General features: G+C 63.1%; 23 protein-coding genes. 7 read left to right on the top strand and 16 right to left on the bottom strand.

The features are described from left to right. The first annotated feature begins 70 nt into the window (after nucleotides 1-70). Nucleotides 71-775, top strand: a complete 705-nt coding sequence (locus ACZ5Y5_RS17160; RefSeq protein ID WP_464810636.1) for a Crp/Fnr family transcriptional regulator — start codon at nucleotides 71-73, stop codon at nucleotides 773-775. Nucleotides 776-792: 17 nt separating this feature from the next. Here ACZ5Y5_RS17160 and ACZ5Y5_RS17155 read toward each other — a convergent pair whose 3' ends face one another. The 3 genes from ACZ5Y5_RS17155 to ACZ5Y5_RS17145 all read right to left on the bottom strand — a co-directional run bounded on the left by ACZ5Y5_RS17155 (nucleotide 793) and on the right by ACZ5Y5_RS17145 (nucleotide 2,811). Beyond that, a complete protein-coding gene (locus ACZ5Y5_RS17155; RefSeq protein ID WP_464810635.1) occupies nucleotides 793-1,080 on the bottom strand; it encodes a hypothetical protein in 288 nt (95 codons plus the stop codon). Nucleotides 1,081-1,082: 2 nt separating this feature from the next. Beyond that, on the bottom strand, nucleotides 1,083-1,277 hold the full coding sequence (locus ACZ5Y5_RS17150) for a hypothetical protein (protein ID WP_464810634.1): 195 nt from the start codon (nucleotides 1,275-1,277) through the stop codon (nucleotides 1,083-1,085). A 130-nt stretch (nucleotides 1,278-1,407) separates the two neighbouring features. After that, nucleotides 1,408-2,811 carry a helix-turn-helix domain-containing protein gene (locus ACZ5Y5_RS17145; protein ID WP_464810633.1) on the bottom strand — a complete coding sequence of 468 codons (1,404 nt, stop codon included), beginning with the start codon at nucleotides 2,809-2,811 and terminating at the stop codon, nucleotides 1,408-1,410. A gap of 144 nt (nucleotides 2,812-2,955) precedes the next feature. Between ACZ5Y5_RS17145 and ACZ5Y5_RS17140 the strand changes: the two genes are divergently transcribed. After that, the gene (locus ACZ5Y5_RS17140) at nucleotides 2,956-3,126 is read left to right on the top strand and encodes a hypothetical protein (RefSeq protein WP_464810632.1); all 171 of its coding nucleotides are present in this window, start codon (nucleotides 2,956-2,958) and stop codon (nucleotides 3,124-3,126) included. Between the two features lie 28 nt (nucleotides 3,127-3,154). Then, nucleotides 3,155-4,750 (top strand): isocitrate lyase, encoded by a 1,596-nt coding sequence (locus ACZ5Y5_RS17135; RefSeq protein WP_464810631.1) that lies wholly within the window; start codon nucleotides 3,155-3,157, stop codon nucleotides 4,748-4,750. A gap of 71 nt (nucleotides 4,751-4,821) precedes the next feature. Here ACZ5Y5_RS17135 and ACZ5Y5_RS17130 read toward each other — a convergent pair whose 3' ends face one another. The 3 genes from ACZ5Y5_RS17130 to ACZ5Y5_RS17120 are packed head-to-tail and all read right to left on the bottom strand — an operon-like array spanning nucleotide 4,822 to nucleotide 8,347. Next, nucleotides 4,822-5,889 carry a hypothetical protein gene (locus ACZ5Y5_RS17130; RefSeq protein WP_464810630.1) on the bottom strand — a complete coding sequence of 356 codons (1,068 nt, stop codon included), beginning with the start codon at nucleotides 5,887-5,889 and terminating at the stop codon, nucleotides 4,822-4,824. Between the two features lie 27 nt (nucleotides 5,890-5,916). Next, a complete protein-coding gene (locus tag ACZ5Y5_RS17125; protein WP_464810629.1) occupies nucleotides 5,917-6,336 on the bottom strand; it encodes a VOC family protein in 420 nt (139 codons plus the stop codon). Between the two features lie 43 nt (nucleotides 6,337-6,379). After that, nucleotides 6,380-8,347, bottom strand: coding sequence for a flavin-containing monooxygenase (locus ACZ5Y5_RS17120; protein WP_464810628.1), 1,968 nt, complete (start codon nucleotides 8,345-8,347; stop codon nucleotides 6,380-6,382). Between the two features lie 135 nt (nucleotides 8,348-8,482). On the opposite strand from ACZ5Y5_RS17120, the gene ACZ5Y5_RS17115 reads away from it, so the two are divergent. After that, nucleotides 8,483-9,127 carry a TetR/AcrR family transcriptional regulator gene (locus tag ACZ5Y5_RS17115; RefSeq protein WP_464810627.1) on the top strand — a complete coding sequence of 215 codons (645 nt, stop codon included), beginning with the start codon at nucleotides 8,483-8,485 and terminating at the stop codon, nucleotides 9,125-9,127. Nucleotides 9,128-9,133: 6 nt separating this feature from the next. Here ACZ5Y5_RS17115 and ACZ5Y5_RS17110 read toward each other — a convergent pair whose 3' ends face one another. Genes ACZ5Y5_RS17110 through ACZ5Y5_RS17100 form a run of 3 tightly spaced genes read right to left on the bottom strand, consistent with a single transcriptional unit; the run spans nucleotide 9,134 to nucleotide 11,563 of the window. Beyond that, the gene (locus ACZ5Y5_RS17110) at nucleotides 9,134-9,700 is read right to left on the bottom strand and encodes a nuclear transport factor 2 family protein (protein WP_464810626.1); all 567 of its coding nucleotides are present in this window, start codon (nucleotides 9,698-9,700) and stop codon (nucleotides 9,134-9,136) included. After that, nucleotides 9,693-10,463: an SDR family NAD(P)-dependent oxidoreductase gene (locus ACZ5Y5_RS17105; protein ID WP_464810625.1), complete on the bottom strand. Its 771-nt coding sequence runs from the start codon at nucleotides 10,461-10,463 to the stop codon at nucleotides 9,693-9,695. The genes ACZ5Y5_RS17110 and ACZ5Y5_RS17105 overlap by 8 nt, the downstream gene beginning before the upstream one ends. Before the next feature lie 29 nt (nucleotides 10,464-10,492). Further along, on the bottom strand, nucleotides 10,493-11,563 hold the full coding sequence (locus ACZ5Y5_RS17100; protein WP_464810624.1) for a Rieske 2Fe-2S domain-containing protein: 1,071 nt from the start codon (nucleotides 11,561-11,563) through the stop codon (nucleotides 10,493-10,495). 141 nt (nucleotides 11,564-11,704) lie between these two features. Here ACZ5Y5_RS17100 and ACZ5Y5_RS17095 point away from each other — a divergent pair, with 141 nt between their 5' ends. Together ACZ5Y5_RS17095 and ACZ5Y5_RS17090 are read left to right on the top strand one after the other, a co-directional pair. Then, nucleotides 11,705-12,454 carry a helix-turn-helix domain-containing protein gene (locus ACZ5Y5_RS17095; RefSeq protein ID WP_464810623.1) on the top strand — a complete coding sequence of 250 codons (750 nt, stop codon included), beginning with the start codon at nucleotides 11,705-11,707 and terminating at the stop codon, nucleotides 12,452-12,454. A gap of 10 nt (nucleotides 12,455-12,464) precedes the next feature. Beyond that, nucleotides 12,465-13,232, top strand: coding sequence for an SDR family NAD(P)-dependent oxidoreductase (locus ACZ5Y5_RS17090; RefSeq protein ID WP_464810622.1), 768 nt, complete (start codon nucleotides 12,465-12,467; stop codon nucleotides 13,230-13,232). A gap of 9 nt (nucleotides 13,233-13,241) precedes the next feature. Here the strand turns inward: ACZ5Y5_RS17090 and ACZ5Y5_RS17085 are convergent, their stop codons facing one another. The 6 genes from ACZ5Y5_RS17085 to ACZ5Y5_RS17060 form a co-directional block, all read right to left on the bottom strand. Then, nucleotides 13,242-14,435 carry an MFS transporter gene (locus tag ACZ5Y5_RS17085; RefSeq protein WP_464810621.1) on the bottom strand — a complete coding sequence of 398 codons (1,194 nt, stop codon included), beginning with the start codon at nucleotides 14,433-14,435 and terminating at the stop codon, nucleotides 13,242-13,244. Nucleotides 14,436-14,551: 116 nt separating this feature from the next. Then, nucleotides 14,552-15,961, bottom strand: coding sequence for an efflux transporter outer membrane subunit (locus tag ACZ5Y5_RS17080; protein WP_464810620.1), 1,410 nt, complete (start codon nucleotides 15,959-15,961; stop codon nucleotides 14,552-14,554). An 11-nt stretch (nucleotides 15,962-15,972) separates the two neighbouring features. Further along, on the bottom strand, nucleotides 15,973-19,158 hold the full coding sequence (locus ACZ5Y5_RS17075) for an efflux RND transporter permease subunit (RefSeq protein ID WP_464810619.1): 3,186 nt from the start codon (nucleotides 19,156-19,158) through the stop codon (nucleotides 15,973-15,975). Between the two features lie 175 nt (nucleotides 19,159-19,333). After that, entirely contained in the window at nucleotides 19,334-20,584 is a 1,251-nt protein-coding gene (locus ACZ5Y5_RS17070; RefSeq protein ID WP_464810618.1) for an efflux RND transporter periplasmic adaptor subunit, read from the bottom strand. Then, a complete protein-coding gene (locus ACZ5Y5_RS17065) occupies nucleotides 20,581-20,991 on the bottom strand; it encodes a hypothetical protein (protein WP_464810617.1) in 411 nt (136 codons plus the stop codon). Before ACZ5Y5_RS17065 ends, ACZ5Y5_RS17070 begins: the two co-directional genes overlap by 4 nt. A 332-nt stretch (nucleotides 20,992-21,323) precedes the next feature. Further along, a complete protein-coding gene (locus ACZ5Y5_RS17060) occupies nucleotides 21,324-21,932 on the bottom strand; it encodes a TetR/AcrR family transcriptional regulator (protein WP_464810616.1) in 609 nt (202 codons plus the stop codon). Nucleotides 21,933-22,066: 134 nt separating this feature from the next. On the opposite strand from ACZ5Y5_RS17060, the gene ACZ5Y5_RS17055 reads away from it, so the two are divergent. Next, the gene (locus ACZ5Y5_RS17055) at nucleotides 22,067-23,386 is read left to right on the top strand and encodes an Hsp70 family protein (RefSeq protein ID WP_464810615.1); all 1,320 of its coding nucleotides are present in this window, start codon (nucleotides 22,067-22,069) and stop codon (nucleotides 23,384-23,386) included. Nucleotides 23,387-23,395: 9 nt separating this feature from the next. On the opposite strand, the gene ACZ5Y5_RS17050 is transcribed toward ACZ5Y5_RS17055, so the two are convergent. After that, nucleotides 23,396-23,647, bottom strand: coding sequence for a hypothetical protein (locus ACZ5Y5_RS17050; protein WP_464810614.1), 252 nt, complete (start codon nucleotides 23,645-23,647; stop codon nucleotides 23,396-23,398). Nucleotides 23,648-23,682: the final 35 nt, after the last annotated feature.

The following is a 23,682-nucleotide window of genomic DNA, read 5'->3' as shown; positions in this document are numbered from 1 at the left end:
GACGCAAGCCATGCTCCGCTCCGAAGGAAGAAATCTTCAGCCGTTTCTTGAACGGCTTACCTGTCGTTCAGTGCTGACGCGGCAGGAACAGCAGGCGATCCTCAGCCTGCCCACCCATGCATCTCAGGTCCATGCCAACAACGACTTTGTCGGGCTGGGCGAAACCGTCGATCATGTGAGTTTGATCGTCTCCGGCATGGTCGGGCGCTTCGATCAGAATTCCGAAGGATCGCGGCAGATCACGGCGATCCACATTCCCGGCGACATGGCCAACCTCCATTCCGTCGTTCAGCCGCAAGCGACGTCCGCGCTCCAGGCGCTGTCCGTCGCCACCATCTTGAGCATTCCCCATAGCGCCGTTCGCGCAGCTACCGCGCAGCACCCTGCCTTGGCCGAGGCGTTGTGGCGGGACTGCATGGTGGACGCCGCCATCCTTTCGCAATGGGTGGTCAATGTCGGACGCTGTCAGGCCAGAATCCGGATCGCCCACCTGTTGTGCGAAATGGCGGTAAGGCTGAACGCACCGGTCGATCAGGATTCCTTCACCTTTCCTTTCCTGGTCACACAAATGCAGATCGCGGACGCGACAGGACTGACGAGCGTCCATGTGAACCGCATATTGCGGTCCCTTCGTGAAGACGGGCTTGTCGATGTGCGCCGAAGGGAGGTCGTCGTTGAGGATTGGGCCGGATTGACGGCGGCCGGAGAGTTTAACCCAAATTATCTGCAGAACGACATCAATCCCGAAGAAAGATTGCGGATCCTAAAACCATGATGACCTCCGCTGGCAGGTTAGTAGCCTGAGCGTTCCGCCAGCACGGCTTCGATGGTGGGCGCCTTCGCATCATCATTGACGTCCACAGACACAAGGACCGGCGAATTGAGCGGCGCGTCCTCTCGCCCCTCTTCTAGCGGAGCAGGCGCGTCTCCTCCGCTCACATCTTCGCCCACGCTGTTTTCCGGTCCGTCAGCGGCGATGAAGATGTCGCTTCGCTCAACCCCATGTTCCTGGACCAGCAATTCGACGGCGCTGTCCGCCTCCGCCCGCGTTGCGAACCGTTTTTCGATCGTCTGGCTCATGATCAGTCCTCTTCAGCATCCACGCCCAACGCATCCTCTTCGTCGCTGTCCAACTGGGCGTCGATGGCTTCAGCGATCAGGTCCAGCTGCTCATAACTGGCGGCCAACTCGATGGAGTTGCCGTCCTCTGTTTCGAACGTCAGCAGATAATCTTCGCCGCTACCGTCAATCTGAAATCTGGAAATCTTCGTCGGCATGGACAGCCTCCTTGGCGTGATCGGCTTGCGAACCCGGACAGAGGAAGCGTCGGCGAGCTACATGGTTCCGGACATTCGTTCGACCAACGGCCAGCCTGTTACGGAAAAGGTCTGGTGACTACCCTTCGCCTCAAACCTGCTGAAAGGGGTAGGGCGTCGGCCCCCTCTGATACTGGCTGACCGCGAGCGACCGGGTGATCGGCGGCAAGGCGCGGTCAGGGCACGCTACGCGCGGGCAGATGTGACAGGCCGGGCCGATCAGGTTCGGCTGATCCGGCAGCATGTCGGCAGCCATGAGGCGCGCAGCATGCTTCACATGACAGCCAAGCGCGATCGCCTGGACCGACTTGGCCTGCGGATCGAGCGAATGGGGCACGGCTCGCGTGAAAGTCATGTAGCGCTCACCGTCCGGCATTTCGACGATATCGGCCACGCTGCGCTCGGGCATATGAAACGCACGCCAGGCGTTCCAGCGCGGGCAACCGCCGCCAAATTGCGCCAGCGGCATGCCCTCCCCCGCGAAGCGCTTCGAAATGGTCCCCGCGATATCCACCTTCAGCAGGAAAAAGGGCACGCCCCGCTCTCCACTGCGGGCCAGAGTCGTCAGCCGGTGCGCGGTCTGCTCGTAGGACGCCCCGAAACGACGCTGCAACAGGTCCATGTCATAGCGGCTTTCCTCCGCCGCGCTCAGGAAACGGGCGTAGGGCATGATCAGCGCAGCGGCGGCATAGTTGGTCAGCATCGTGCGCAACAGCGGGCGCGTCTCGCCGTCGGGCGCACTCCGCTCGATGATGTCCGCTATGGGCTTTTCCATCTCGATCATGCTGATCTGGAATGCGGCGGCGAAGAGGCGCCCCGACGCGGGCAGCCGGTCGGAAATCATCAGCCGCCGCCTGTGGAAGTCATAGAAACGCCGCCCTCCCGCCATCGCCTTATCATTTACGATGCGCGTCGAAACGGCATGATCCCGTTCCAGCCGCTGCCGCAAGGCGACGAACAATTCGGCAGGCTCGTCAGGCAAAGCGCCCGCGATCGTTTCCGCCGCAGCGTCGATCGCGGAGAAGTGATTGCTGTTCTCATGCACGAAATCCCGCAGCCAATCGATCGCGCTGCTGGTCCGGGAATGGCCGCCCGCCTGATTGATCGCTTCGGGCAAGCGCCGCAAATCCGTGATCGCGCGATAGAGCCGCGTGATCGCTTCCGTCGCGCCGGGGTAATTTTCCGCGATCTCGTTCACCTCGTCGCGCGGAACGCCGATGTCGCGGAGCAGCGCGTCGGAGAAGATTTCCATCAGTCCGCTCGCCGCATCGGGCAACGTCCCTGACACGAATTCGCGAATGTCCAGGTCATAGGTCTGGGCGAACCGCAACAGCATCTGGGCGGACAGGGGCCGCTGGTTGCGCTCCAGATGATTGAGATAACTGGGACTGACGCCCAATTCCTCCGCCATTTGCGACTGATTGAGGCCCAGCTCGCGGCGCAGCAGCCGCAGCTTGGGACCGAGATAGAGTTTCCGTTCGGCGGCTGTCTTCATGAAAGACATTCTGTCAAAACTTCACAACATGTTCAATGTCAATTGTGACTTTGCGGCTCTCATAGCCATTCCGCGCCCTGCGCATATGCGGCACTACCGCTCCATAGGCTTCAGCGAACTGAAGCGATGACAGGAGACATGGACATGAACAATGAACAACAGCGCGCACGTGCGGTCTTTTCGACGGAGGATTTCTCGCTGCTTCGCGAAGCGGTCGCCCATTATCTGAATGAGGTCCGGGACCAGCCCGCCTCGATCAAATTCGCCCATCTCTATCATCGCCTGGGCCGCGTCGCGCCCAGCGAGAGGGGTTGAATTCAAGATCGGTCGGGAGGAAAAGCGAATGACTTATCAGGGTGACGTCGCTGCGGCGGCGGAGATGATCAAGGGCAATGGCGCGCCCTGGAGCGCGATAGACGCGCAAGCCGTGACACGCATGCGGTTGCAGAACCGCTTCAGGACCGGGCTCGACATCGCTCGTTATACCGCCGGGATCATGCGCCGGGACATGGCCGCCTATGATGCCGATCCTTCCGCTTACACCCAGTCGCTCGGCTGTTGGCACGGCTTCATCGGCCAGCAGAAGATGATCAGCATCAAGAAGCATTTCGGCTCGACCAAGGGCAAATATCTCTATCTGTCGGGATGGATGGTCGCTGCGCTGCGCAGTGAGTTCGGCCCGCTGCCCGACCAGTCGATGCACGAAAAGACGAGCGTGCCGGCCCTTATCAACGAGCTTTACACCTTCCTCAAACAGGCGGACGCGCGGGAGCTGAGCCTCCTGTTCCGCGATCTCGACCGGGCGCGGGATAGCGGCAACGCAGTCGAGGCTCAGCGCCTGTCCCATGCGATCGACAATTATGAAACCCATGTTGTCCCGATCATCGCGGACATAGATGCGGGCTTCGGCAATGCCGAGGCGACGTACCTGCTCGCCAAGAAGATGATCGAGGCGGGCGCCTGCGCGTTGCAGATCGAAAATCAGGTTTCCGATGAAAAGCAGTGCGGCCACCAGGACGGCAAGGTCACCGTCCCGCACGAGGACTTTCTGGCGAAGATCCGCGCCTGCCGTTACGCTTTCCTGGAAATGGGGGTCGAAGACGGCATCATCGTCGCCCGCACTGACTCGCTGGGCGCGGGCCTGACCAAGCAGATCGCCTTCGTCCGGGAAAAAGGAGATCTGGGCGACCAATATAACAGCTTCCTCGATTGCGAGCCCGTCACCAGCGGAGCGGCGAGGGAAGGCGATGTGCTGATCGTCCGCGACGGCCAGATGATGCGGCCCAAGCGGCTCCCCTCCAACCTCTATCAGTTCCGCGAAGGCACCGGCGCTGACCGCTGCGTGCTCGACTGCATCACCTCATTGCAGAATGGCGCGGACCTGCTGTGGATCGAGACGGAGAAGCCGCATATCGATCAGATCGCATCGATGGTGGACCGCATCCGGCAAGTCATCCCGAACGCGAAGCTGGTCTATAATAATTCCCCGTCCTTCAACTGGACGCTCAACTTCCGTCAGCAGGTTTACGACCGCTGGTCCGCCGAAGGCAGGAATGTCGAAGCCTATGACCGCGCCCGGCTGATGAGCGTGGAATATGACCAGACCGAACTCGCCGCCGAAGCGGACGAGAAGATCCGCACCTTCCAAAAGGATGCGTCGGCGCGGGCTGGCATCTTCCACCACCTGATCACGCTGCCGACCTACCACACTGCGGCGCTCAGCACCGATGCGCTCGCCCGCGATTATTTCGGGGAGGCGGGGATGCTAGGCTATGTCGCCGGGGTCCAGCGCACGGAAATTCGTGATGGCATTGCCTGCGTGAAGCACCAGAATATGTCGGGCTCAGACATTGGCGATGATCATAAGGAATATTTCGCCGGTGAAGCCGCGCTCAAGGCGGGCGGCGTTCACAACACCATGAACCAGTTCGCTGCCTGACGACCGGACCCGCCCATCTTACCTGCCGCGAGCGCCCCTGGATTTTGGCGCCCGCGGTGGGATTTCGTCTATCAGGCCGCCTCGTCCATCGCGTCGGCCGGGATGTTGGCAGGACCGCCAATGTCATAGGCGCGGGCGAGCAGGCCCACGAAACCATTGTCGTTCATCGGATCGGTCGGCACTTCAAACTGCACGCCGCGCTTCTTCATGTCGTCGATCAGCATGTTGATCGCCATGTCATGCGTGATGTCGTCGCGGTGGTCGTAGGTCAGCTTGAAATCATCCATGTCCTTGAACAGCCGCGCGCCCCAATGGACCAGGAAGCGCATCTCCTGCTCGGGCACCTTCTGGTTGACCTTGCCAAAGGTTTCGATCTGCCATCCGGTCGGGTCCTGCGGATCGGCGCCGAAGGTTGAGCTGATGTCCAGGCCCTGCGGCTTGCGCAGCGCGGACGGGCCGGTTGCCTGGCCATGGTGGAACATCATTTCATTCTCGACCACCACCGCGCGGCCCCACATGGGCGCGTTGATCTGGAACGGCTCGCCGCTCGGCCCATTGGGCCAGCAGTTGAAGCCGCCGCCGATCTTGCCCTTGTAATACCAGGCGATGACCTGCCCCTTCTTCGACCGCCAGCGATCGAACAGGCAGGACTTCGCCATGGTCAGCAGCAGCCAGAGCGGCGTATTTTCCATCGTCAGGCCGCGGAACACCGTCCCGTCCAGATGCGGCGGTCCGCCGATGGGCGTCGGCCCCTGGATGTTGAACAGGAAAGTCTCCGGCTCCGCATATTGGCAGTTCCAATAATTGCGGACGAGTTCCAGGAAGCGCGAATTATAATAGCAATCCTCGACCTCGGGATAGAAGCAGGTGCCCCCGCGCGCCAGATAGCCGCGGAACACGGGATTGAGCCCGATCATGTCCCAGGTCAACTTGACGCCCTCGGGCAGTTGCTTGCCCGCGCCTGAAGTCGTGGCGATCACCTCTTCGGGCGTCTTGAAGTTCTCGGCCATGATGAGCGGCCAGGGACCATTGTCCCGCACCACCTGCAACAACCGCGCATGCTGGTCGCTGCTGTAGGCGTCGTCGATCAGCTGCGGTGGAGCGACGGGACGGAATTTCTCGGCAAGATCACGAAGCATCTTAAGTCTCCGGATGAAGGATAAGGATCAGGATAGCATCTGGACGACTTCATTCACATGCCCCTCGGGGTCGAGAATGAAGACGACCCGAATGCCGAAGTCGGGTATTTCGCGAATGGGTTCAGGCACGCTGCCCCCGGCGGCCAGCGCCCGCTCGACGGTCGCCTCAAGATCCTGCGAAAGGAATCCCTGCACCGCTTCATTCGCCGATGGGCCGGTCGAATCCAGATATTTGATCAGAGTCAGCGCCGGGCCGCCCGCATAGGATGGGCGATAGGTGATCTCGTCGATCTCCCGGCCCAGCATCTTGTCCTTGTGACGATTGTTGGGAACGACCCCCAGCACCGCTTCGTAGAATTTCGCCATGGCGTCCAGGTCATGCACGAAAGTCTTCGCGAAGATGTAGGACATTCCATGATTGGATGCGGGGGCAATCTGATCAGCCATTGTGCTTCCTCTTTCTCTCTTTGTGCGTGGATGACGTTCTTGGTCAGATCGTCAGCATTTCCATGTCGCGCTGCGCAACCGGGGCGTCCCCGTCCTTGCGCGTGACGTTGAAATCCTCTTCGCGTGGACTACGCAGATCGTGCCAGATGCGCGAATTATGGCGGGGGATGGCCAGGATCACCTTCTTCTGCCCATGCGCGCCCTTGTCGCGATAATAGCCATGGGCGCTGCCGCACTGAACCCATGCGGTCTTCGCCAGGTTCGTATCGACATCGTCGATGAATGCCTGCGTCGCCTCCTGCGAGACGTCAAAGGACGACAGATGATCGTCCACCATCCATTGCAGCAGTTCGACGATATAATGGACCTGCTGCTCACTGACGACGGCATGATTGGCGACCAGATAGCTGTAGGGCGCGCCCATGAACACGAAGTTCGGAAAGCCCGTGATCAGCATGCCTTCATAGGAGAAGGGGTGCGGATCGAACGCGTCGTTCAGCGTCTTGCCGCCGGTCCCGCGAATGTCGAACTGCCGCCCGAAATGCAGTTCATAGCCGGTCGATAGCAGCAACACGTCGCATTCGATGCGGGTGCCATCGCTCAGGATCACCGCGTCCGCATCAGCCTCCGCCAGTTCGCCGCGCACGATCGAAACATTGGGCTTCTTGAGCGTGTCGTAAAAGCCGCAATCCAGGATCGGGCGCTTGGCGAAAACCGGGAAATTGGGCGTCAGCAGTTCGACCATTTCCGGATTGTCGGGGAAATGGCTCTTCAGATAGCCTTCGCACATCATTCGCATGCCGTCGTTGATCGGACCGAAGCCGCCAGTCTTTGCGGCATATTCCTCGTCCTTCATGATCATGCCGTGCATGTCGCGCATCTGGCTGTGCAGGCTCTGCAGCCGCTTCCACTGCGCGATGAAGGGGATATATTCCATCGCCCAGCGTTCCAGTTCGCCCACGGGCGCATGGGCCTGCGGATTGGGGATGATATGTTCCGGCTGGCGCTGGACGATGATCAGCTCACCCACCTTGTCGGCGATCGCGGTCGCGACCTGCACGCCCGAACAGCCGGTGCCGACCAGCACGACCTTCTTGCCGGTGAGGTCGACGCTATGATCCCAGGCGGCGGAGTGGATCACCGGACCCTTGAACGAGTCCAGATTCTTGACCTTCGGATAGTTGGGATTGTTGTTCGGCCCCACTGCCATGATGAGCACGTTGCACTCATAGGTTTCGGCCTTGCCGTTCCGTACCGCCTTCACGGTCCAGATCTTGCGCGCCTCGTCCCACTCCGCGCCTTCGACCCAGGTTCCGAACTGGATACGGTCGCGCAGATTATATTTGTCGGTGACGCGGTCGAGGTAAGACAGGAATTCAGGACCGCGCGGATAGAATTGGGTCCAGGACGCATTGGGTTCGAAGGAGAAGGAATAGATGCGGCTCGGCGTATCGACCGCAGCCCCCGGATAGGTGTTGGTCAGCCAGTTACCGCCGACCTTGTCCAGCGCCTCCAGCACCGTGTAATCGAAACCCGCCTGCTGCAGCTTGATCGCGGCGTTGATGCCCATCATGCCTGCGCCCACGACCAGCACTTTGAAATCGGCCGGAGGCACGTCCGTAGCCTTGCGCACGCGCGTATCGGTGGTGAAGCCGGCATGTTGGAAAGCGACGTCCACCGACATTTCCGGCAGATCCTTGCCCAGCAGCAGCCGGCTCATCCTGCGGAACATCGGCATGTCGATCTGCGGCATGACGGCTGGCTTTTCCGCCTTCACCGCCGCGCGTAGCCGTTCGCGGATTTCGTTGGCTACAGCAGGATCGATCGTCGGTCGCTCTTCATGCGCATGAATATCGACGAACGTCTCGATCAGTTCTTCCTGCCGCCCGTCGATCGCGTCCCAATAGTGGTGCAGCAACGTACGGTCGCCGGTGATCTGGATCAGCGCCATCAGCGCCATGGTGGGGTCAAGCGCGTCGATCGCGGCGTCGATCTTCGAATGCGCATTCATGGCCGGTGCGTGCATCCTGTCTCTCCTATTTTGCTTGTTCGCAGACTCGATGTCATCGAATTACACTTACATGTGTAATTGGTCAACAGCGGTCGGGCTTGCTATTTACGCCTTTGCTGCGCATCGAGGCAGAATATGGACGGACAGAGCATCAAAAGGCGGGCAGGCCGCCCAACGCCAGAGGTGGCCGAACAGAAGCGCAACAACCTGATCCTCGTGGCGCTCAACGAATTTGCACGGACCGGATTTCATGCCGCGTCGCTGCGCGACATTGCGGAAAAGGCGCAGGTGTCGAGCCGCACGCTCTACAATCACTTCCCCGACAAGCTCGCGCTGTTCGAAGCCTGCCTTGAACATTCCGGTGCGCAGATCCGGCCGGAACTGCCGGATTTGAAGGGCGACCTGCATACGCAGCTCATCACCTACGCCACCGAAATGCAGCGGCAGCTATGCACCACCCGCAGCACGCGCATCGCGCGCCTCATCTACCGGGAAAGCGGCGAGTTTGACGAACTGCGGCAGATCGCCCGATTCCAGTTCGAACGGCATCAGGTCAGCCCCGTCGCCGAATTGCTGGAAGCCGAAGGCGTCGCCCCGTCCCAAAGCCGCAGCCTCGCCAAGCAATATGTCGTCATGGCCTTCGGGGAATGGCAACGCCGCCTGCTGTTCGGCGGCGATCCCATGACGGATCAGGAAATGGCCGATCATGCCAGGCTGGTGACCGGCATATTCCTGAACGGCATCAGCGCGCACCTGTCTTCCGGCGGCGCGACAAGCTGATCGGCCTCAATCCTGCCGACGATCGACGCTGAACATCGGCAGTCGGCGGTATAGCGGATCGTCCGCACCTGCCCGGCCCGTCTCGACCCCTTCAGTGCCGAAACTGTCCTGCGGCTCCACCGCCCGTTCCTCGGTAGAATCGAGGATGAAGAAGCGGTGTGCGAAGCGCCAGACGCCGTCGCGCTTTTCATAGCGGTCGGCATAGCGGCCCCAGGCGATGAACTCGCGGCTTCCATCCGCCGTCAGATGCCAGGCACGGGCGGTGATGACGCCCTCCGCGCGGTCGCCGTCCAGCAGGAACAGCATGTTCAGCATCGCGTGGGATGTTGCGGCCCAGGTCGCCAGCATCTCCGGCAACCAGTCGATGAAGCCGCTCGCCGGTCCGCAATAATAGGGACTGTGATCGTCGATCGCGTCCTCATGGTAGAGCGACCTCAGCAGGCGATAGTCGCGCCGGTCGATGCCATGGCCGTAAGCGGTGACGAGGTGCTGGAGCGCCACGCGATCGCGCACCTCGTCTATCGAAAAGCCATGGGGATGGATCGATCCACCCCCATTTGCCACGTCAGACACCGAAGCCTCCGGCGACCGAGATCGTCTGGCCCGTGACGTAATTGGCGTCGTCCGACGCCAGGAACACGGCCGCCTTGCCGATATCTTCGGCCAGGCCCCAGCGCTTGATGGGCAGCATCGCCTTGACGTTGCGTTCCCACTCGGCGTCGAAATAGCCTTCCTGCTGGCCGACCTTGAACTGGCCCGCGTCGATCACGCCCACCAGCACGCTATTGGCGCGGATTTCGTGCACGCCCTCTTCCTTGGCGATGCCCTTGATCAGCGATTCATTGCACGCCTTGGGCGCGACGGACAGGCCGTCGAGATGCGGCCACCAGTCATGGCCCGCCGACCCCAAATGGACGAAGGAGCCGCCGCCCTTCGCCCGGAAATGCGGGATGGCGATGCGGACGGCATAGTAAAAGCCGAACGCCTCGATCTCCATCGACGCGCGGAACTGTTCCAGCGACCAGTCGGCGATGTTGACCTGCGCCACGATGGGGCCAGCGCCCCAAACGATGCTGTGAACGCGGCCATGCGCCTCCACCGCGCTGCCGAAGCCGGCTTCCAATTCTTCGTAGTTGCGCGCGTCGGCCTGATGGATGCTCGCCTTGCGGCCCAGCTCGCGGACTTCTTCGGCCGCCGCTTCCGCGCTGTCCTTCTTGGAACGGTAGAAGATCGCGACGTCCGTGCCCGCCTTGGCGAATTCCAGCGCGACGCCCTTGCCGATCCCCCCACTGCCGCCAAACACGGCGACAGCACCTTCAGGAAATGCCCTGCTCATTCTCTTCCTTTCTTACGTTATCCGTTCGCTTATTCGGCGGCCTGCAAATGGGGTGCGGGCGCCATGCCGCTGGTATGATGCACCCCATTGGCGCGCGCTTGAAACTCCGCCGCCTTGTCGCGCGGATTATAGAATTGGCGATACCAAGCCCGGCTGCGGTGGAAGGGGCCGTCGGTGGGCAGGCGCAGGATGTTGAAGGCGGGGCCCTTGGTGCGCCAGATCGCGAAATCCTGGGAGAAGGCGGCCAGACCCGCCGCATGATATTGCGTGCGCAGTTCGGCGTCCTCGGCAGTCGGCGGCGTGTTGAGCGCGCGCGTCACGATGCTGTGCCAAACCTGCGTCACGCCATCTTCCTTGGGCGTATGGCAGATGATCTGGACAGCGTCCGTCTCGCCCGAATAGCGAGCGACCAGGATGCCAGGGCCAGTGTAGAAGGCATCGACGTCCAGCACCCCGCTTTCACTGGTCAGGGTTTCATGCCCGCCGCCGGAAATCTGCTTGCCGATCGGCCCTTCGAACACCGAGTCGAAATAGGCGAGCTTCTGCCCATGGATCGGCCCAAAGTGCCGGGTATCGACCAGATTGTCGAGTATCTCCTGCGGATGGACGTTCAGCATGCCGAGGTCGTCATACTCCCCGCGCATCCACTGCGGATCATCCCATTCGGGCAGGGCGGGCAGCGCATAGTCAGGCGCGCCTTCCTCCGGATCATGCCAGGCGAAGACGCAGCCGAAACGCTCTTCGACCGGATAGGCGCGCACCTTGGCGGCGGGCGGGATCTTGCCGTCATAATAGGGGATATGGTCGCACTTGCCGTCAGGACCGAACCGCCAGCTATGATAGGGGCAGCGGATGGAATCCCCTTCGATCCTGTGGGCCGCCGCGCCGGATGTCTGCTCCGCCGCCAGATGCGCCTGCATGTGCGGGCAATAGGCGTCGAGCAGCACGATCCGGCCGGACTCGCCGCGATAGATGACCAATTCCCGGCCCAGCATCCGCAATGCGGTCGGCGATCCGGTCACATCGGACGCGCGCGCCACCATCAGCCAGCCGCGCGGGAAGGTGAATTCGCCCAGATTATATTCAGCGGTGGTCGCCATAACCCTCTCCTAAAATGGCTGCATCGCTCAGCCAATCTGTGGGGGGAAACTGCCTGTCCGTTGAAAGCAGTGCAATCTGCTTCTGAATTGTACTATCATGATATGATCGCACCCGATCACCAAAAGATAGGCTCCTGAAAAATGCCACAGACGCGCCGTCCCGGCATCGCTACCATCCTGCTCGAACTGAGGCGGGAATTGAAGGCAAGGGGGATCCGGGTGGCTAGTCTCGCCAGACAGATGGAGGTGGCGGAACCGACCATATGGCGATGGCTGCGGGGTGAGGGGCTGACGCTCGACCGGCTGGACGAGATTTGCGCGATCGCCGATCTCGACATGCGCGATCTGGTGGGTCGCGGCGATGATCAGCAGGAAAGCTTCACCCTGGCGCAGGAGCGGGTTCTGGCCGCAGACCGGGGCCTGGCGCTGGTCTTCTTCGCCATCCTCCACGGCGCGCAGCGGCAGGATCTCGAACAGGAGTTCGGCCTGCCCGCCGACCGATTGGAAAGCCATCTGGAGCGCCTTAAACGGCTAAGCCTGATTGAAGCGCCTGCGCGGGGGCGCATCCGGTCAAAGATGCGGCGCGCGGTGCGCTGGCGGCGCGGCGGTCCCTTGTCCATGGCGTTCGAACGGACGGTGAAGCCGCTCTTCATGTCGCTGGATTTCGGATCGCCCGAGGCGCTTTACATGTCCGACATGGTGTCGTTGAGCGAGGCCGGGAGGGCCAGGGTGCATGCTCTGTTCGAGGCGCTGCGCGACGACATTCATGTGATCGGCGAGCAGGAGGAAGCCGCGCGGCTGGAAGGCCGCGAATGGAGCGGCGTGCTGATGATGGTGCGGCCGTTCGACATTGGAGAGCTGACGTCGGAATGGCGCAGCAAGGCAAGATAGGGAGAGTTTCTTGGCTACATTTGAAAAAGGCTGCACGCTGCTGTTCGGCGGCAGCGGAGGCATCGGCAGCGGCATTTCGCGCATATTCGCGCAGCAGGGCTCCGACATCGCCATCGTCTATCGCGGCAATGAAAAGCGCGCGGGAGAGGTGGCGTCGGCGGCGCGGGAACATGGCCGCCATGTCAGCATCCATCAGGCCGATGTGACCGACCTGAATGACGTTCGCGCCGTCATCGATGAAGCGATCGCCGAACATGGCCGCATACATACCGTCGTGTGGGCCGCCGGGCCGCTGGTCAATCAGCGTTATCTCAGCTCCACGCCGATGGACGAATGGCGGCATGCGTTCGACGTCGAAGTCCATGGCTTCTTCGCCGTGGTTCAGGCGGTGGTGCCGCATATGCGCGAACAGGGCGGCGGCAGTTTCGTGACGCTTGGGTCCGCCGGGCATGACTGGTGGCCGTCACGCGATGGCATGTCCGTCGCGGTCAAGGCATCGAACGAGCAATTGGTGAAGGGCATCGCCAAGGAAGAAGGCCGCTATGGCATCCGCGCCAACTCCGTCCTGGTCGGGGTGATCGACGCGGGACAGCTTCATGAGCTCAGCCGCCTCGGGCAGATTGATCAGCGGTGGGTGGACAACACCCATCGCCTTCTCTGCCTGAAACGCTGGGGCACGGCGGAGGAAATCGGCCATGCCTGCGTATTCTTCGCGTCCAACGAAGCCGCCTATGTGACCGGGCAGCATATATCCGTGTCGGGCGGCTTCGGGGTTTGAATTAGCTCGTCAGGCGTCGGCCCGGAGCGGAGCGGGCCGACGACCCAGGCTGGCGGCGAACAGGCCCGCCGCCAGCAGATAGACGACACCCACCGCTGTAAAGGCGAAGGCGATCCCATAGGCCTCCCGAACGGGGGCGAGCAGCAGCGGATTGAGGAACTGGCCCAGGAACATCGCCGCGACATTCACGCCCATCGCGCGATCATGCAGTGGCTCGGGCGTTCGCAGCAGCAGTTCCGAAGCGACGGTCGGCTCTATGATGCCGATGCCGATCCCGACGACGATCATGGAAAGCACGATCCAGCCGCCTGCCGGAGCCCAGGCGGCAAGCGGCAGGCCGACGCCGATGGCGAGGGAAATCAGGATGAACATCTGCCTGAACCCCAGCCAGCGCCGCATCATCCCATAAAAGGCGCTGCATAAAGCGCCGACGAGCGAGGACAGGCCAATGAACTGCCCGATGGTCGAAGGGGCGGTGAAGCCCTTTGCCGCCATCAGGAACGGCCCCTGAATGACCATCATATACATGCCGACCGTGTAGCTGGTCAGCAGAAGGTAGAAGGGCCAGCCGCGAAGCACTGGCCGCCAACTGAGCGAAATGCTCGCCGCTGACAGGCCCCGGTGCAATCCTTTGAGCGCGCAGGGAAGCAGCAGCAGGCTGAGGCCATAGAGCATGAACGGCGCGCGCCAGCCAAAGCGTTCGACGACATAGCCCATGACGACCAGCAGGGCGAGCGAGGCGATCGATGCGGCGGTGGACATGAAGCCCAGGATCGACTCCCGCCTGCTGCCTTCAAAATATTCGCCGATCACCGCATAGACGGATGTGAGCAGCACCCCGCCCACGAAGCCGCTGACAACGCGCGCGATGACCAGCATCGTCAGGCTGGGGGCCAGCCCACCGCTGACGCCCGCCACCGCATAGACGACAAGACAGGCCGCGATCACCGCGCGCCGGCCCCAATGTTCGGACAGATAACCCGCCAAAGCCGCGCCGACGATCATCACCACCGCAGGCAGGGTCAGCACCAGTTGGGCGGTCAGCGCGCCAAATTCCTGCGCCATCTGCAACACGCCCGGCGCGATCGCCAGCGCGAGCATGGAGATGAGGATCGGGATGCCCAGCGCCAGGGCGACGACGCTCGCCCCTCCGGAATAGGGCGCATGCGCACCGGGTTCTGCTTCCTCCTGCAACGCGGCCATCCTCTCTCTCGCTCCATTCATTATCCGCTCTGGCGGCGGTTATAAGAGCTGTGCCCGGGCGTACCCCAGGCGGCAAGAGAAAAGGGACCTCCGCCGCCTTGGGGGCTTGAAGGGCGTCAGCTGCTGGCGGTCCAGCCGCCACCCAGTGCCCTGAACAGATCGACCTGCGCAAAGGCCACGGCCCGATCGGCGGCCGCGAGGTCGCTTTCCGCCGCCGCCAGCGTGCGCTGCGCATCCAGCACGGTCAGGAAGTCGATCCTGCCCTCCCGCTGCCGCGCCAGGCTGATCCGCGCCGCGCGATCGGCGGACTCGCGCGCGGCTTTCAACGTGTCGCGCCGTTCCAGTGCGTTGGCATAGACCGACAGCGCGGTCTCCGTCTCCTCCAATGCGCGCAGCACCGTCCCGTCGAACGCCGCGAGCGACCCGCTGGCGTCCGCTTTCGCAGCGGCGATGCGGGCGCGATTGGCTTCCTGGTTGGGGAAGGCCCAGTTGATCAGCGGCCCCAGCAGCCAGCGCAGCGGCCCGCCGCCCAATATGTCGCCGCCACCGATCGCCGTCGTGCCGATCGATCCACCCAGCGTGATGCGCGGATATAGATCCGCCGTCGCCACCCCGATCCGCGCCGTGTCTGCGGCCAGCCGCTGCTCCGCCGCCCGCACATCAGGCCGCCGGGCGAGCAAGGCGCGCCCGTCCCCCACCGGAATGGGTTGCGTCAGGCCCGGCGTCACCTTCTGATCGCGAACGATCGCGGGCAGTTCCTGCGGCGTCCGCCCGGTCAGCGTCGCCAGCCGGAACAGCGCGCTGTCCCGATCCGCGATCAGGCTGGGGATGAGTGCGGCCTGCTGGTCTCGCAGCGCCGTCGTTCGGATCACATCCAGCCGATCGGAACGCCCAACCTCGAACCGCGCATTGGTGATGCGGATGCTCTTGTCCAGCAGCGCCACGACCTGCTCCGCCACCGCGATGCGTTCGGCCGAACTGGTCGCATCCACATAGGCCCGCGCCGTATCCGCAACCACCGCCACGCGCACTGCATCTGCATCGCCCGCCGCCGCGTTGACATCACCCTTCGCCGCCTCGATGCTGCGCTTCACCCGCCCGAACAGGTCCACCTCATAGGCGACGTTCAGCCCCGCATCGACGGTCCAGTTCTCCCGATCAGCCCCAGGCAGAGTCTGCGCAGCAGACGCGCGGCCGTAAGTCGGCTGCGCGCTGAGGCTCGTCTGTGGCAACCTGTCCGACCGCGCGCCACGCAGCCCCGCCCGTGCCTTTTCCAGCCGCGCGACAGCCACGCGAATGTCGGTGTTCGCCTTCAACGCATCCTGCACCAGCCCGTCGAGCACCGGATCATTATAAAGCCGCCACCAGTTCTCGTCAGGCTGCGCCACGCTCACCGCCGGGCTCGCCGCCCCGATGAACGCGCCCGCAGCGGTGCTGGGCGTCGCCGGAGCCTTATAGTCCGGTCCCGCAGCGCAAGCGGTCAAAGCCGATGCGCCAAGCAGCAGGGGGAGGAGGGTCTTCATCATCTCATATACTCCTATTCGGCGGGCTGCAGCGCGGCGGCGGCGTCGCCCTTACCCTTGCGGGAAAAGCGGTCGCCCAGCGCGCGGCACACGACGTAGAAGGTGGGGGTGAAGAGCAGGCCGAAGGCCGTCACGCCGGTCATGCCGAAGAAGACGGCCGTGCCCAGCGCCTGCCGCAACTCCGCCCCCGCACCGCTCGCGATCACCAGAGGCACCGCGCCCAGGATGAACGCGAAGCTGGTCATCAGGATCGGGCGAAGCCGGGTCTGCGCCGCCTGAACCGCCGCCTCGACGGGCGACAGGCCCTGTTCTTCCTCCGCTTGCTTGGCGAATTCCACCACCAGAATGGCGTTCTTCGCCGCCAGAGCGATCAGCACGACCAGCCCGATTTGCGTCAGGATATTATTGTCCATCCCCCGCAAATTCACGCCCAGCATGGCCGCGAACAGGCACATCGGCACGATCAGGATGATCGACAGCGGCAGCGTCAGGCTTTCATATTGCGCCGCCAGCACCAGGAAGACGAAGAACACCGCCATGCCGAACACGATGCCGGCGGTATTGCCCGCCATCACCTGCTGATAGGCGACGCCCGTCCACTCCCTAGCATAGCCTTCGGGCAGGCTCTCGTCGGCCAGCTTCTCCATCGTAGTCAGCGCCTGGCCGGTGCTGTAGCCCGGCGCGTTATTGCCATCGACCTCCACCGCCGGGAGCATATTGTACCGCACCACCCGATAGGGCCCGGTCTTGTCCTCGAAGGTGGACACCGAACCGATCGGCACCATCTGCCCGCTGTTGGAACGGGTCTTGAGGTTCGCGATATCCGCAACGGTCCCGCGATGGTCGGCATCCGCCTGCGCGGTCACGCGATAGGTGCGCCCCAGCAGGTTGAAGTCGTTGACGAAGGCCGAACCCAGATAGACCTGCATCGCTTCGAACACGCGTTCCGGCGGCACGCCGAGCAGGTCGGCCTTGCGGCGATCGACATCGGCAAAGACGCGCGGGGTCGCATTATCGAACAGCGTATAGACCATGGACAGGCCGGGGGCTTGGTTCGCCTTACCGATGAAGTCCTGCGCGACCTTGTTCAGCTCGGTATAGCCGCGCTCCTCCTTATCCTGCACCAGCATGCGGAAACCGCCCGGCGGCACCAGCCCCGAAATGGTCGGCGGCGGCAGCAGCAGGATGCGCGCCTTTTCATAACCCGCAACCGCCTTGTGCGCCTGCTCCATGATCCCCGCATAGGTGACGCCTTCCTTCTGCCGTTCCGCAAAGCTGTTGAACGGGAAGTAGATGGCGGCGCTGTTGGGCGCCTGCGTCTGCGATGGGCCATGGAAGCCCGCGAACATCACCGCGCCGCGCAGCCCCTTGATGGGCAGCAGCTTCTGCGCAACCTCCTTCGTCACCTTGTCCGTGCGTTCCAAGGACGCACCGGAGGGCAGCTGCACCACGGCCAGGAAATAGCCCTGATCCTGCGACGGCACGAACCCGCCCGGCGTCACCCAGAACAGGGCGATGGTCGCGGCGATCAAGCCCGCATAGGTCAGCAGCATCTTCTTGGGCCGCAGCACCAGGAAGCGTGTCAGCCGGGCATAGCCAGCGCTCATCCGGTCAAAGCCGCGGTTGAAGCCCGCCGCCGCCCGCGCGCCAACCCTGCGCCAGCGCGGCGCATCGTCCAGGTCATGGTCGCCATGCTTGGGCTTCAGCAGCAAGGCCGCAGCCGCAGGAGACAGGGTGAGCGACAGGATCAGCGAGATCACCGTCGCGGTCGAAATCGTCACCGCGAACTGCTGGTAGAAAGCGCCCGAAATGCCGGTGATGAACAAAGTCGGCACGAACACGGCGCACAGAACCAGCACGATTGCGACCAGCGCCGCCGACACCTCGTCCATGGACGTGCGCGCCGCTTCCAGCGGAGACATGCCATGTTCGATGTTCCGCTCGACGTTTTCGACGACGACGATCGCGTCATCGACGACGATGCCGATGGCGAGGACAAGTCCGAACAGCGACAGGTTGTTGAGCGAATAGCCCAGCGCAGCCAGCACCGCCGCCGTGCCGATCAGCGACACGGGGATCGCGATGATCGGAATGATCGCCGCGCGCCAGTTCTGCAGGAAGATCAGGATGACGAGGACGACCAGTACCACCGCCTCGAACAGCGTGTGATAGACCGCATCGATCGACTGGCTGATGAACTCGGTCGGGTTGTAGATGACGCTATATTCCAGGCCCTTGGGGAAGGTCTTGGACAGTTCGTCCATCTCCGCCTTCACCTTCTCCGCCGCGTCCAGCGCGTTGGAGCCGGGGCGCTGCATCACCGCGATCACGACCGTGGGCGTGCCGGACAGATAGGTGTTGATGCCATAATCCTGCGCGCCCAGCTCGACGCGGGCAACGTCGCCGACGCGCACCTGGCGGCCATCCGCATCGGTGCGGATGACGACGTCGGCAAATTGCTTGGGCTCGGTCAGGCGGCCCTGCATTTCGACGCCCAGCTGGAAAGCTTCACCCTTATCATAGGGCGGCTGGCCCAGCGCGCCGGTGGACACCTGCACATTCTGCGAGCGGAGCGCGGACACAATCTCGCCAGCGGTCAGGTTCAACGCTGCTGCGCGATCGGGATCGATCCAGATCCGCATCGCATAGTCGCGCGATCCGAACAGGCGCACATCGCCCACGCCATCCAGCCGCGCCAGCCTGTCCCGTACCTGCGTCAGCGCATAGTTGGACAGGTAATTGCGGTCGAATGTGCCGCTCGGCGACTGAAGATTGACGACCATCAGGAAGTCGGGCGTCGTCTTGCGCGTGACCACGCCCAGCCGCTGCACCTCTTCGGGCAGGCGGGGGATGGCGACGGCCACCCGGTTCTGGACCAGCACCTGCGCCTCGTCCAGATCGGTGCCGACCTTGAAGGTGACGGTGATCGTGACCTTGCCGTCGCCCGTCGATTGGCTGCTCTGGTAGAGCATGTCATCGACGCCATTGATTTCCTGCTCGATCGGCGCGGCGACCGTCGATGCGACGGTCTCGGCCGATGCGCCCGGATATTGCGCCGACACCGTGACCGTGGGCGGCACGATGTTGGGATATTGGGAAACGGGCAGGCCGATGAAGGCCAGCGCGCCGACCACGGTGATGACCACCGCGATGACCGCGGCGAAGATCGGCCGGTCGATGAAGAAACGGGATAGGCGCATCGGTCTGTTCCTCGATGGCGTGAAGAAGGGCGCGCGACCTCGGGGAGATCGCGGAACTCTCATTTAAGCCCCTCCCCTTCAGGGGAGGGGACGGGGGTGGGGGCTCGCCGGGTAGTGCGGCGCAGGGGGAAGGCCCCCACCCCAACCCCTCCCTTGGGAGGGAGGGGCTATGCGATTAGAACGTAGCCTGCGAAGCAGCCGGCGCGGCACTCTCACTGGCTGCCACCGGCGCAGGCGAAGCCTTGATCGCCACAGCCCGCGTCGCGACCTTCGCCCCCGGCATCGCCGACTGAAGGTTCGTCACGACAACCCGGTCACTCGGCGACAAGCCCGCCCGGATAATCCGCAGGCCATCCACCACCGGACCCAGTTCGACTGGCTTGGCGGAAACGCTGTCATCTTTGCCGACGACCAGCACCGTCTTGCGCGCCTGGTCGGACTGCACCGCTTCGTCCGGGATCAGCAGCGCATTGACCTTGCCGCCATTGGCGAGGCGCATGTTGCCGAACATGCCGGGCGTCAGGAACATGTCGGGATTGGTGAACACCGCGCGGACGCGGATCGTGCCGGATCGGGGATCAAGGCCATTGTCCGTAAAGTCCAGACGCCCCTTGTGGCGATAATCGGCTTCATCCTGCAACCGCACCTCGACCGCGCCCGCGCCGTCCTTGTCGCGCTGGGACTTCAGATACAGCGCTTCGGACGCGTCGAAGTTGAAATAGATGGGATCAAGCTTGTTGATGGTGGTCAGCAGCGTCGCGCCTGCGCCTTCCGCGCCTGACACCAGATTGCCGATATCGACCCGCCGGTCGGACACACGCCCCGATATGGGCGCGCGAACCTGCGTGAACTCCACCTCCAAAGCCCGCTGACGCTCGCGCGCCTGCGCCGCCGCCAGTGCGGCTTGCGCGGCCTGCAGGCGGGACCGCAGGGAATCGACCTCGCTGGCCGAAACGGCTTCGTCACCCGTCAGCCGCTGGACCCGCTTATAGTCATTCTGCGCCAGCAACAGCGTGCTGCGGGCGCTGGCGCTATTGGCGCGGGCTTCAGCGAGAGCGGCGAGGAAGGGGCGCTGGTCGATGGTGAAGAGCAGCTGGCCCGCCTTCACATAATCGCCGTCCCGGAAATGGATCGCGGTCACTGAACCCGATACGCGTGGACGGATATCGACCGTCTGGCTCGGCGCGAACCGCCCGACATAATCATCCCATTGGGTGACCGCGCGGCTGAGCGGGGTGGCGATACCCACCACTGCCAGGGCCGATGGCGCGGCCTGTGCCTGCGGGCGATCGATCAATTTCCACCCGATGCCGCCCAGGACCACAAGCGCGATCGCTGCGATCGCCGCGTGACGCTTGCGTCCCCGCAGAACGGGGGACGACACCGCATTATGGCTGTCGGCGTCGATGGGCTTGTGCATGTTCATGCGAAACTCCTGACCTTCGGGCTGCCGCGCATGGCGGCGATGGTGGCGAGCAGCCGTTCGAGATGGGCTTCGGTGAACCCGGCGGACCGAAAGGCGGATATACGGCGGGAATGGACATCATAGCTGCGGTGCCAGGCTTCGACCGCGATCTGGCGCAGCGCTTCCAGCCGCTTGTCGGCCAGGCGCGGGTCCGGTTTTTGCCCGAAGATCAGGCGTTGCAGCCGGGTCCAACGGCTCGGCTCGCGCAGCGTCGCCAGGCTGTCCTGCCGGGCAAGCTGCACGACCTGCCATTCCAGCGGAGAGAAGCTGGCGTCTTCGGCCTTTGCTGCTTCCGTCGTCAGCGCCGGACTGCGAATGGCTCCCCCGATGCCGCCCTCGGCCAGGAATATGTCTGAACGATAGACCATGATCTCGTCCCCTGTTTTTGGAAGGCGGCTCGACAAGGCGCGTGGGTACGCGCCGCGAAATCGCCGACTTCGCGAATGGAAAAACGGCCGCCATGCGCCCGCGCGTCATTGCGTCGCGGGCCGCCAGCCTTGTCCGATGATGAAAAGGAACGGCCTGCCTCTCCGAACGGCCGCACCTATGCCGTCAGCGACGGCAATCCCTGTCTTGCATTCGACCTCCCAATGAATGTCGAATTAACTACCACATGGTATATAATGTGGTGCAACCGATCGTCAAGCAGCTTTTTGTACCGATCGGTCTTTTTTATTAAGTCACAGAAATTGCAGTGATGTTACGCACTGGGCCACATTGTTAGAGCGGTATCGACAAGCTGGGTCAAGCGGTCTTCCGAAACGCCCGATCCTGCCTGGACCGCCAGACCCTGAAGCATCGTGGTCAGGTACAGCGCCAGCGCCTTGGGTTCGACGCCCGCTGGCAGATCGCCATCCTCCTGCGCCCGTTCGAACCGTTCGATCAGCGCCCGGTCGGACGACGCGCGCCGCGCCAGGATCTCATTGCGGATACATTCGGCATGCGCCGTATTGGCCACCGAACTGATGACGCCCATGCACCCCTTGGGATCAGCGTTGCCGCACTGCATGGCCAGCGCGCCCTTCAACAGCCGCTCCGCGACCTGCTTGGCCGTGGGTGCTTCCAGCGCGGACTTCACATAACAAAGCTTGTCCCGCTCATAGAGGTCGAGCGCCTTGCGGAAGAGCGATTCCTTGTTGCCGAAACAGGCATAGAGGCTGGGCTTGGTGATGCCCATCGCCTCGGTCAGCTCAGCGAGCGAGGCGCCCTCATAGCCGCGACGCCAGAATATCTCCAGCGCGGCGGCCAGCGCCTTGTCCGGATCAAACTCGCGCGGACGGCCTCTGGCGGGGGCGAATGCGGTTTTCATACCGATCAGTATATAGATGTCCCGGCGAATAGCTCAAGGGCACCGTTGCATAACCCAAGGCAAGGCCGTTGCGCCCCGTTCCTACACCTGCCAATAGGCCCGCCCCGAAATTCTTTTAATTCGATGGTTCCTTCATGCATTCGCCTCGCTCGATCGGCATAGATTTCGGCACGACTAACTCCGTCGTCGCGCTAGGCAACCCCGGCGGCGACGCGGCAATGGTCGATTTCGCCGCGCCAGACGGCTCCGCCTCCATCTTCCGCTCCGCCCTCTGCTTCTGGGAAGATCATGCAGTCCCCGGCGGCATCGCGCGCGAAGCTGGCCCCTGGGCGATCGCCGAATTTCTCGAATATCCCCAGGGCAGCCGCTTTCTGCAATCCTTCAAATCGGTCGCCGCCAGCCGCGCGTTCGAGCACGCGACCATCTTCGAAAAGCGCCTCCGTTTCGAAGAGCTCGGCGCAATTTTCCTCGACCGCCTGCGCGCCCACGCCGGGGAGGCGCTGAAAACGCTGCCGCCCCGCGTCATTGTCGGACGCCCCGTTCGCTATGCCGGGCAGCGTCCCGACAGCGCCCTCGCCCGGCAGCGCTACGACCTTATGTTCGCCGCGCTCGAACGGGAAGTTCACTATGTCTACGAGCCGCTCGGCGCTGCCTTCAGCTTCGCAGCCCGGTTGAACGAACCCGCAACGCTGCTCGTCGCTGATTTCGGCGGCGGCACCAGCGACTTCTCGGTTGTCCGGATCGGGGAACCCGGCGCAAAGCAACGCTGCACCCCGCTTGGATCGGCTGGCATTGGCATCGCTGGCGACCGTTTCGATTACCGCATCATGGACAAGCTGGTCCTGCCGATGCTCGGCAAGGGCGGAACCTATATGTCGATGGGCAAGCGGTTGGAGATACCGGCTGGGCACTTCGCGGATTTCGGCGACTGGTCGCGCCTCGCACTAATGCACAACCGCCGCACCCTTGCCGAGTTGCAGAAGCTCCAGCGCGCGGCGAACGATCCCGCAGCGATCGGCCGGATGATCACTGTGGTGGAAAATGAACTCGGCTACCCGCTTTATGACGCCGTGGGACGGCTGAAGCGCCGCCTTTCAACCGACGATCAGGCCCATTTCCAATTCGACAGCGCTGGCGTGCGAGTGGAAGCGGACGTCAGCCGGGCAGAGTTCGAACAGTGGATCGCGCCCGACCTGGACCGCATCGGCGCCACCATCGATACCGCACTCGCCAATGCAGCTGTGGGAGCGGATGCGATCGACCATGTCTTCCTGACCGGCGGCTCATCATTGATCCCCGCCGTGCGCCGCCTGTTTGAACAGCGTTTCGCTGCCGACCGCATCGCGAGCGGCGATGAACTGACATCCATCGCGCATGGGCTGGCGTTGATCGGACAGGAAGCCGACATCAGCCAATGGTCAGTCGGCACCGCGGCAGAAACAGATCAGGCATGATCCGCCGCGTCAGCGGTCTTGGTCCATCATATCCATGAAATTGCGGGCCGCTTCCCGATCGGCAGGATCGTCAAAGGCGTCGAGGTCTGGCGCAGAGCCTAGCAGGAACAGCAGCGACCAAAGCGCGAACCGCCGCCCTCGATCTGTCTCCAATCCGAAATCGACCCGCATCTTCTCCACGCCCGCTGCAACGGCGGGGGGCGGAACGGAGTCCAGATCGGCAGAACCGAAATAGCGGCGAAGCTGATCATCGAAATCCATATGCGACCACTCGTTCGTCCTTGGAGTCGTAGATG

The sequence above is a fragment of the Sphingobium sp. TomTYG65 genome (assembly GCF_055395525.1).
The sequence above is the reverse complement of the archived record's forward strand: the minus strand, read 5'-3'. Positions and strand labels throughout refer to the sequence as shown.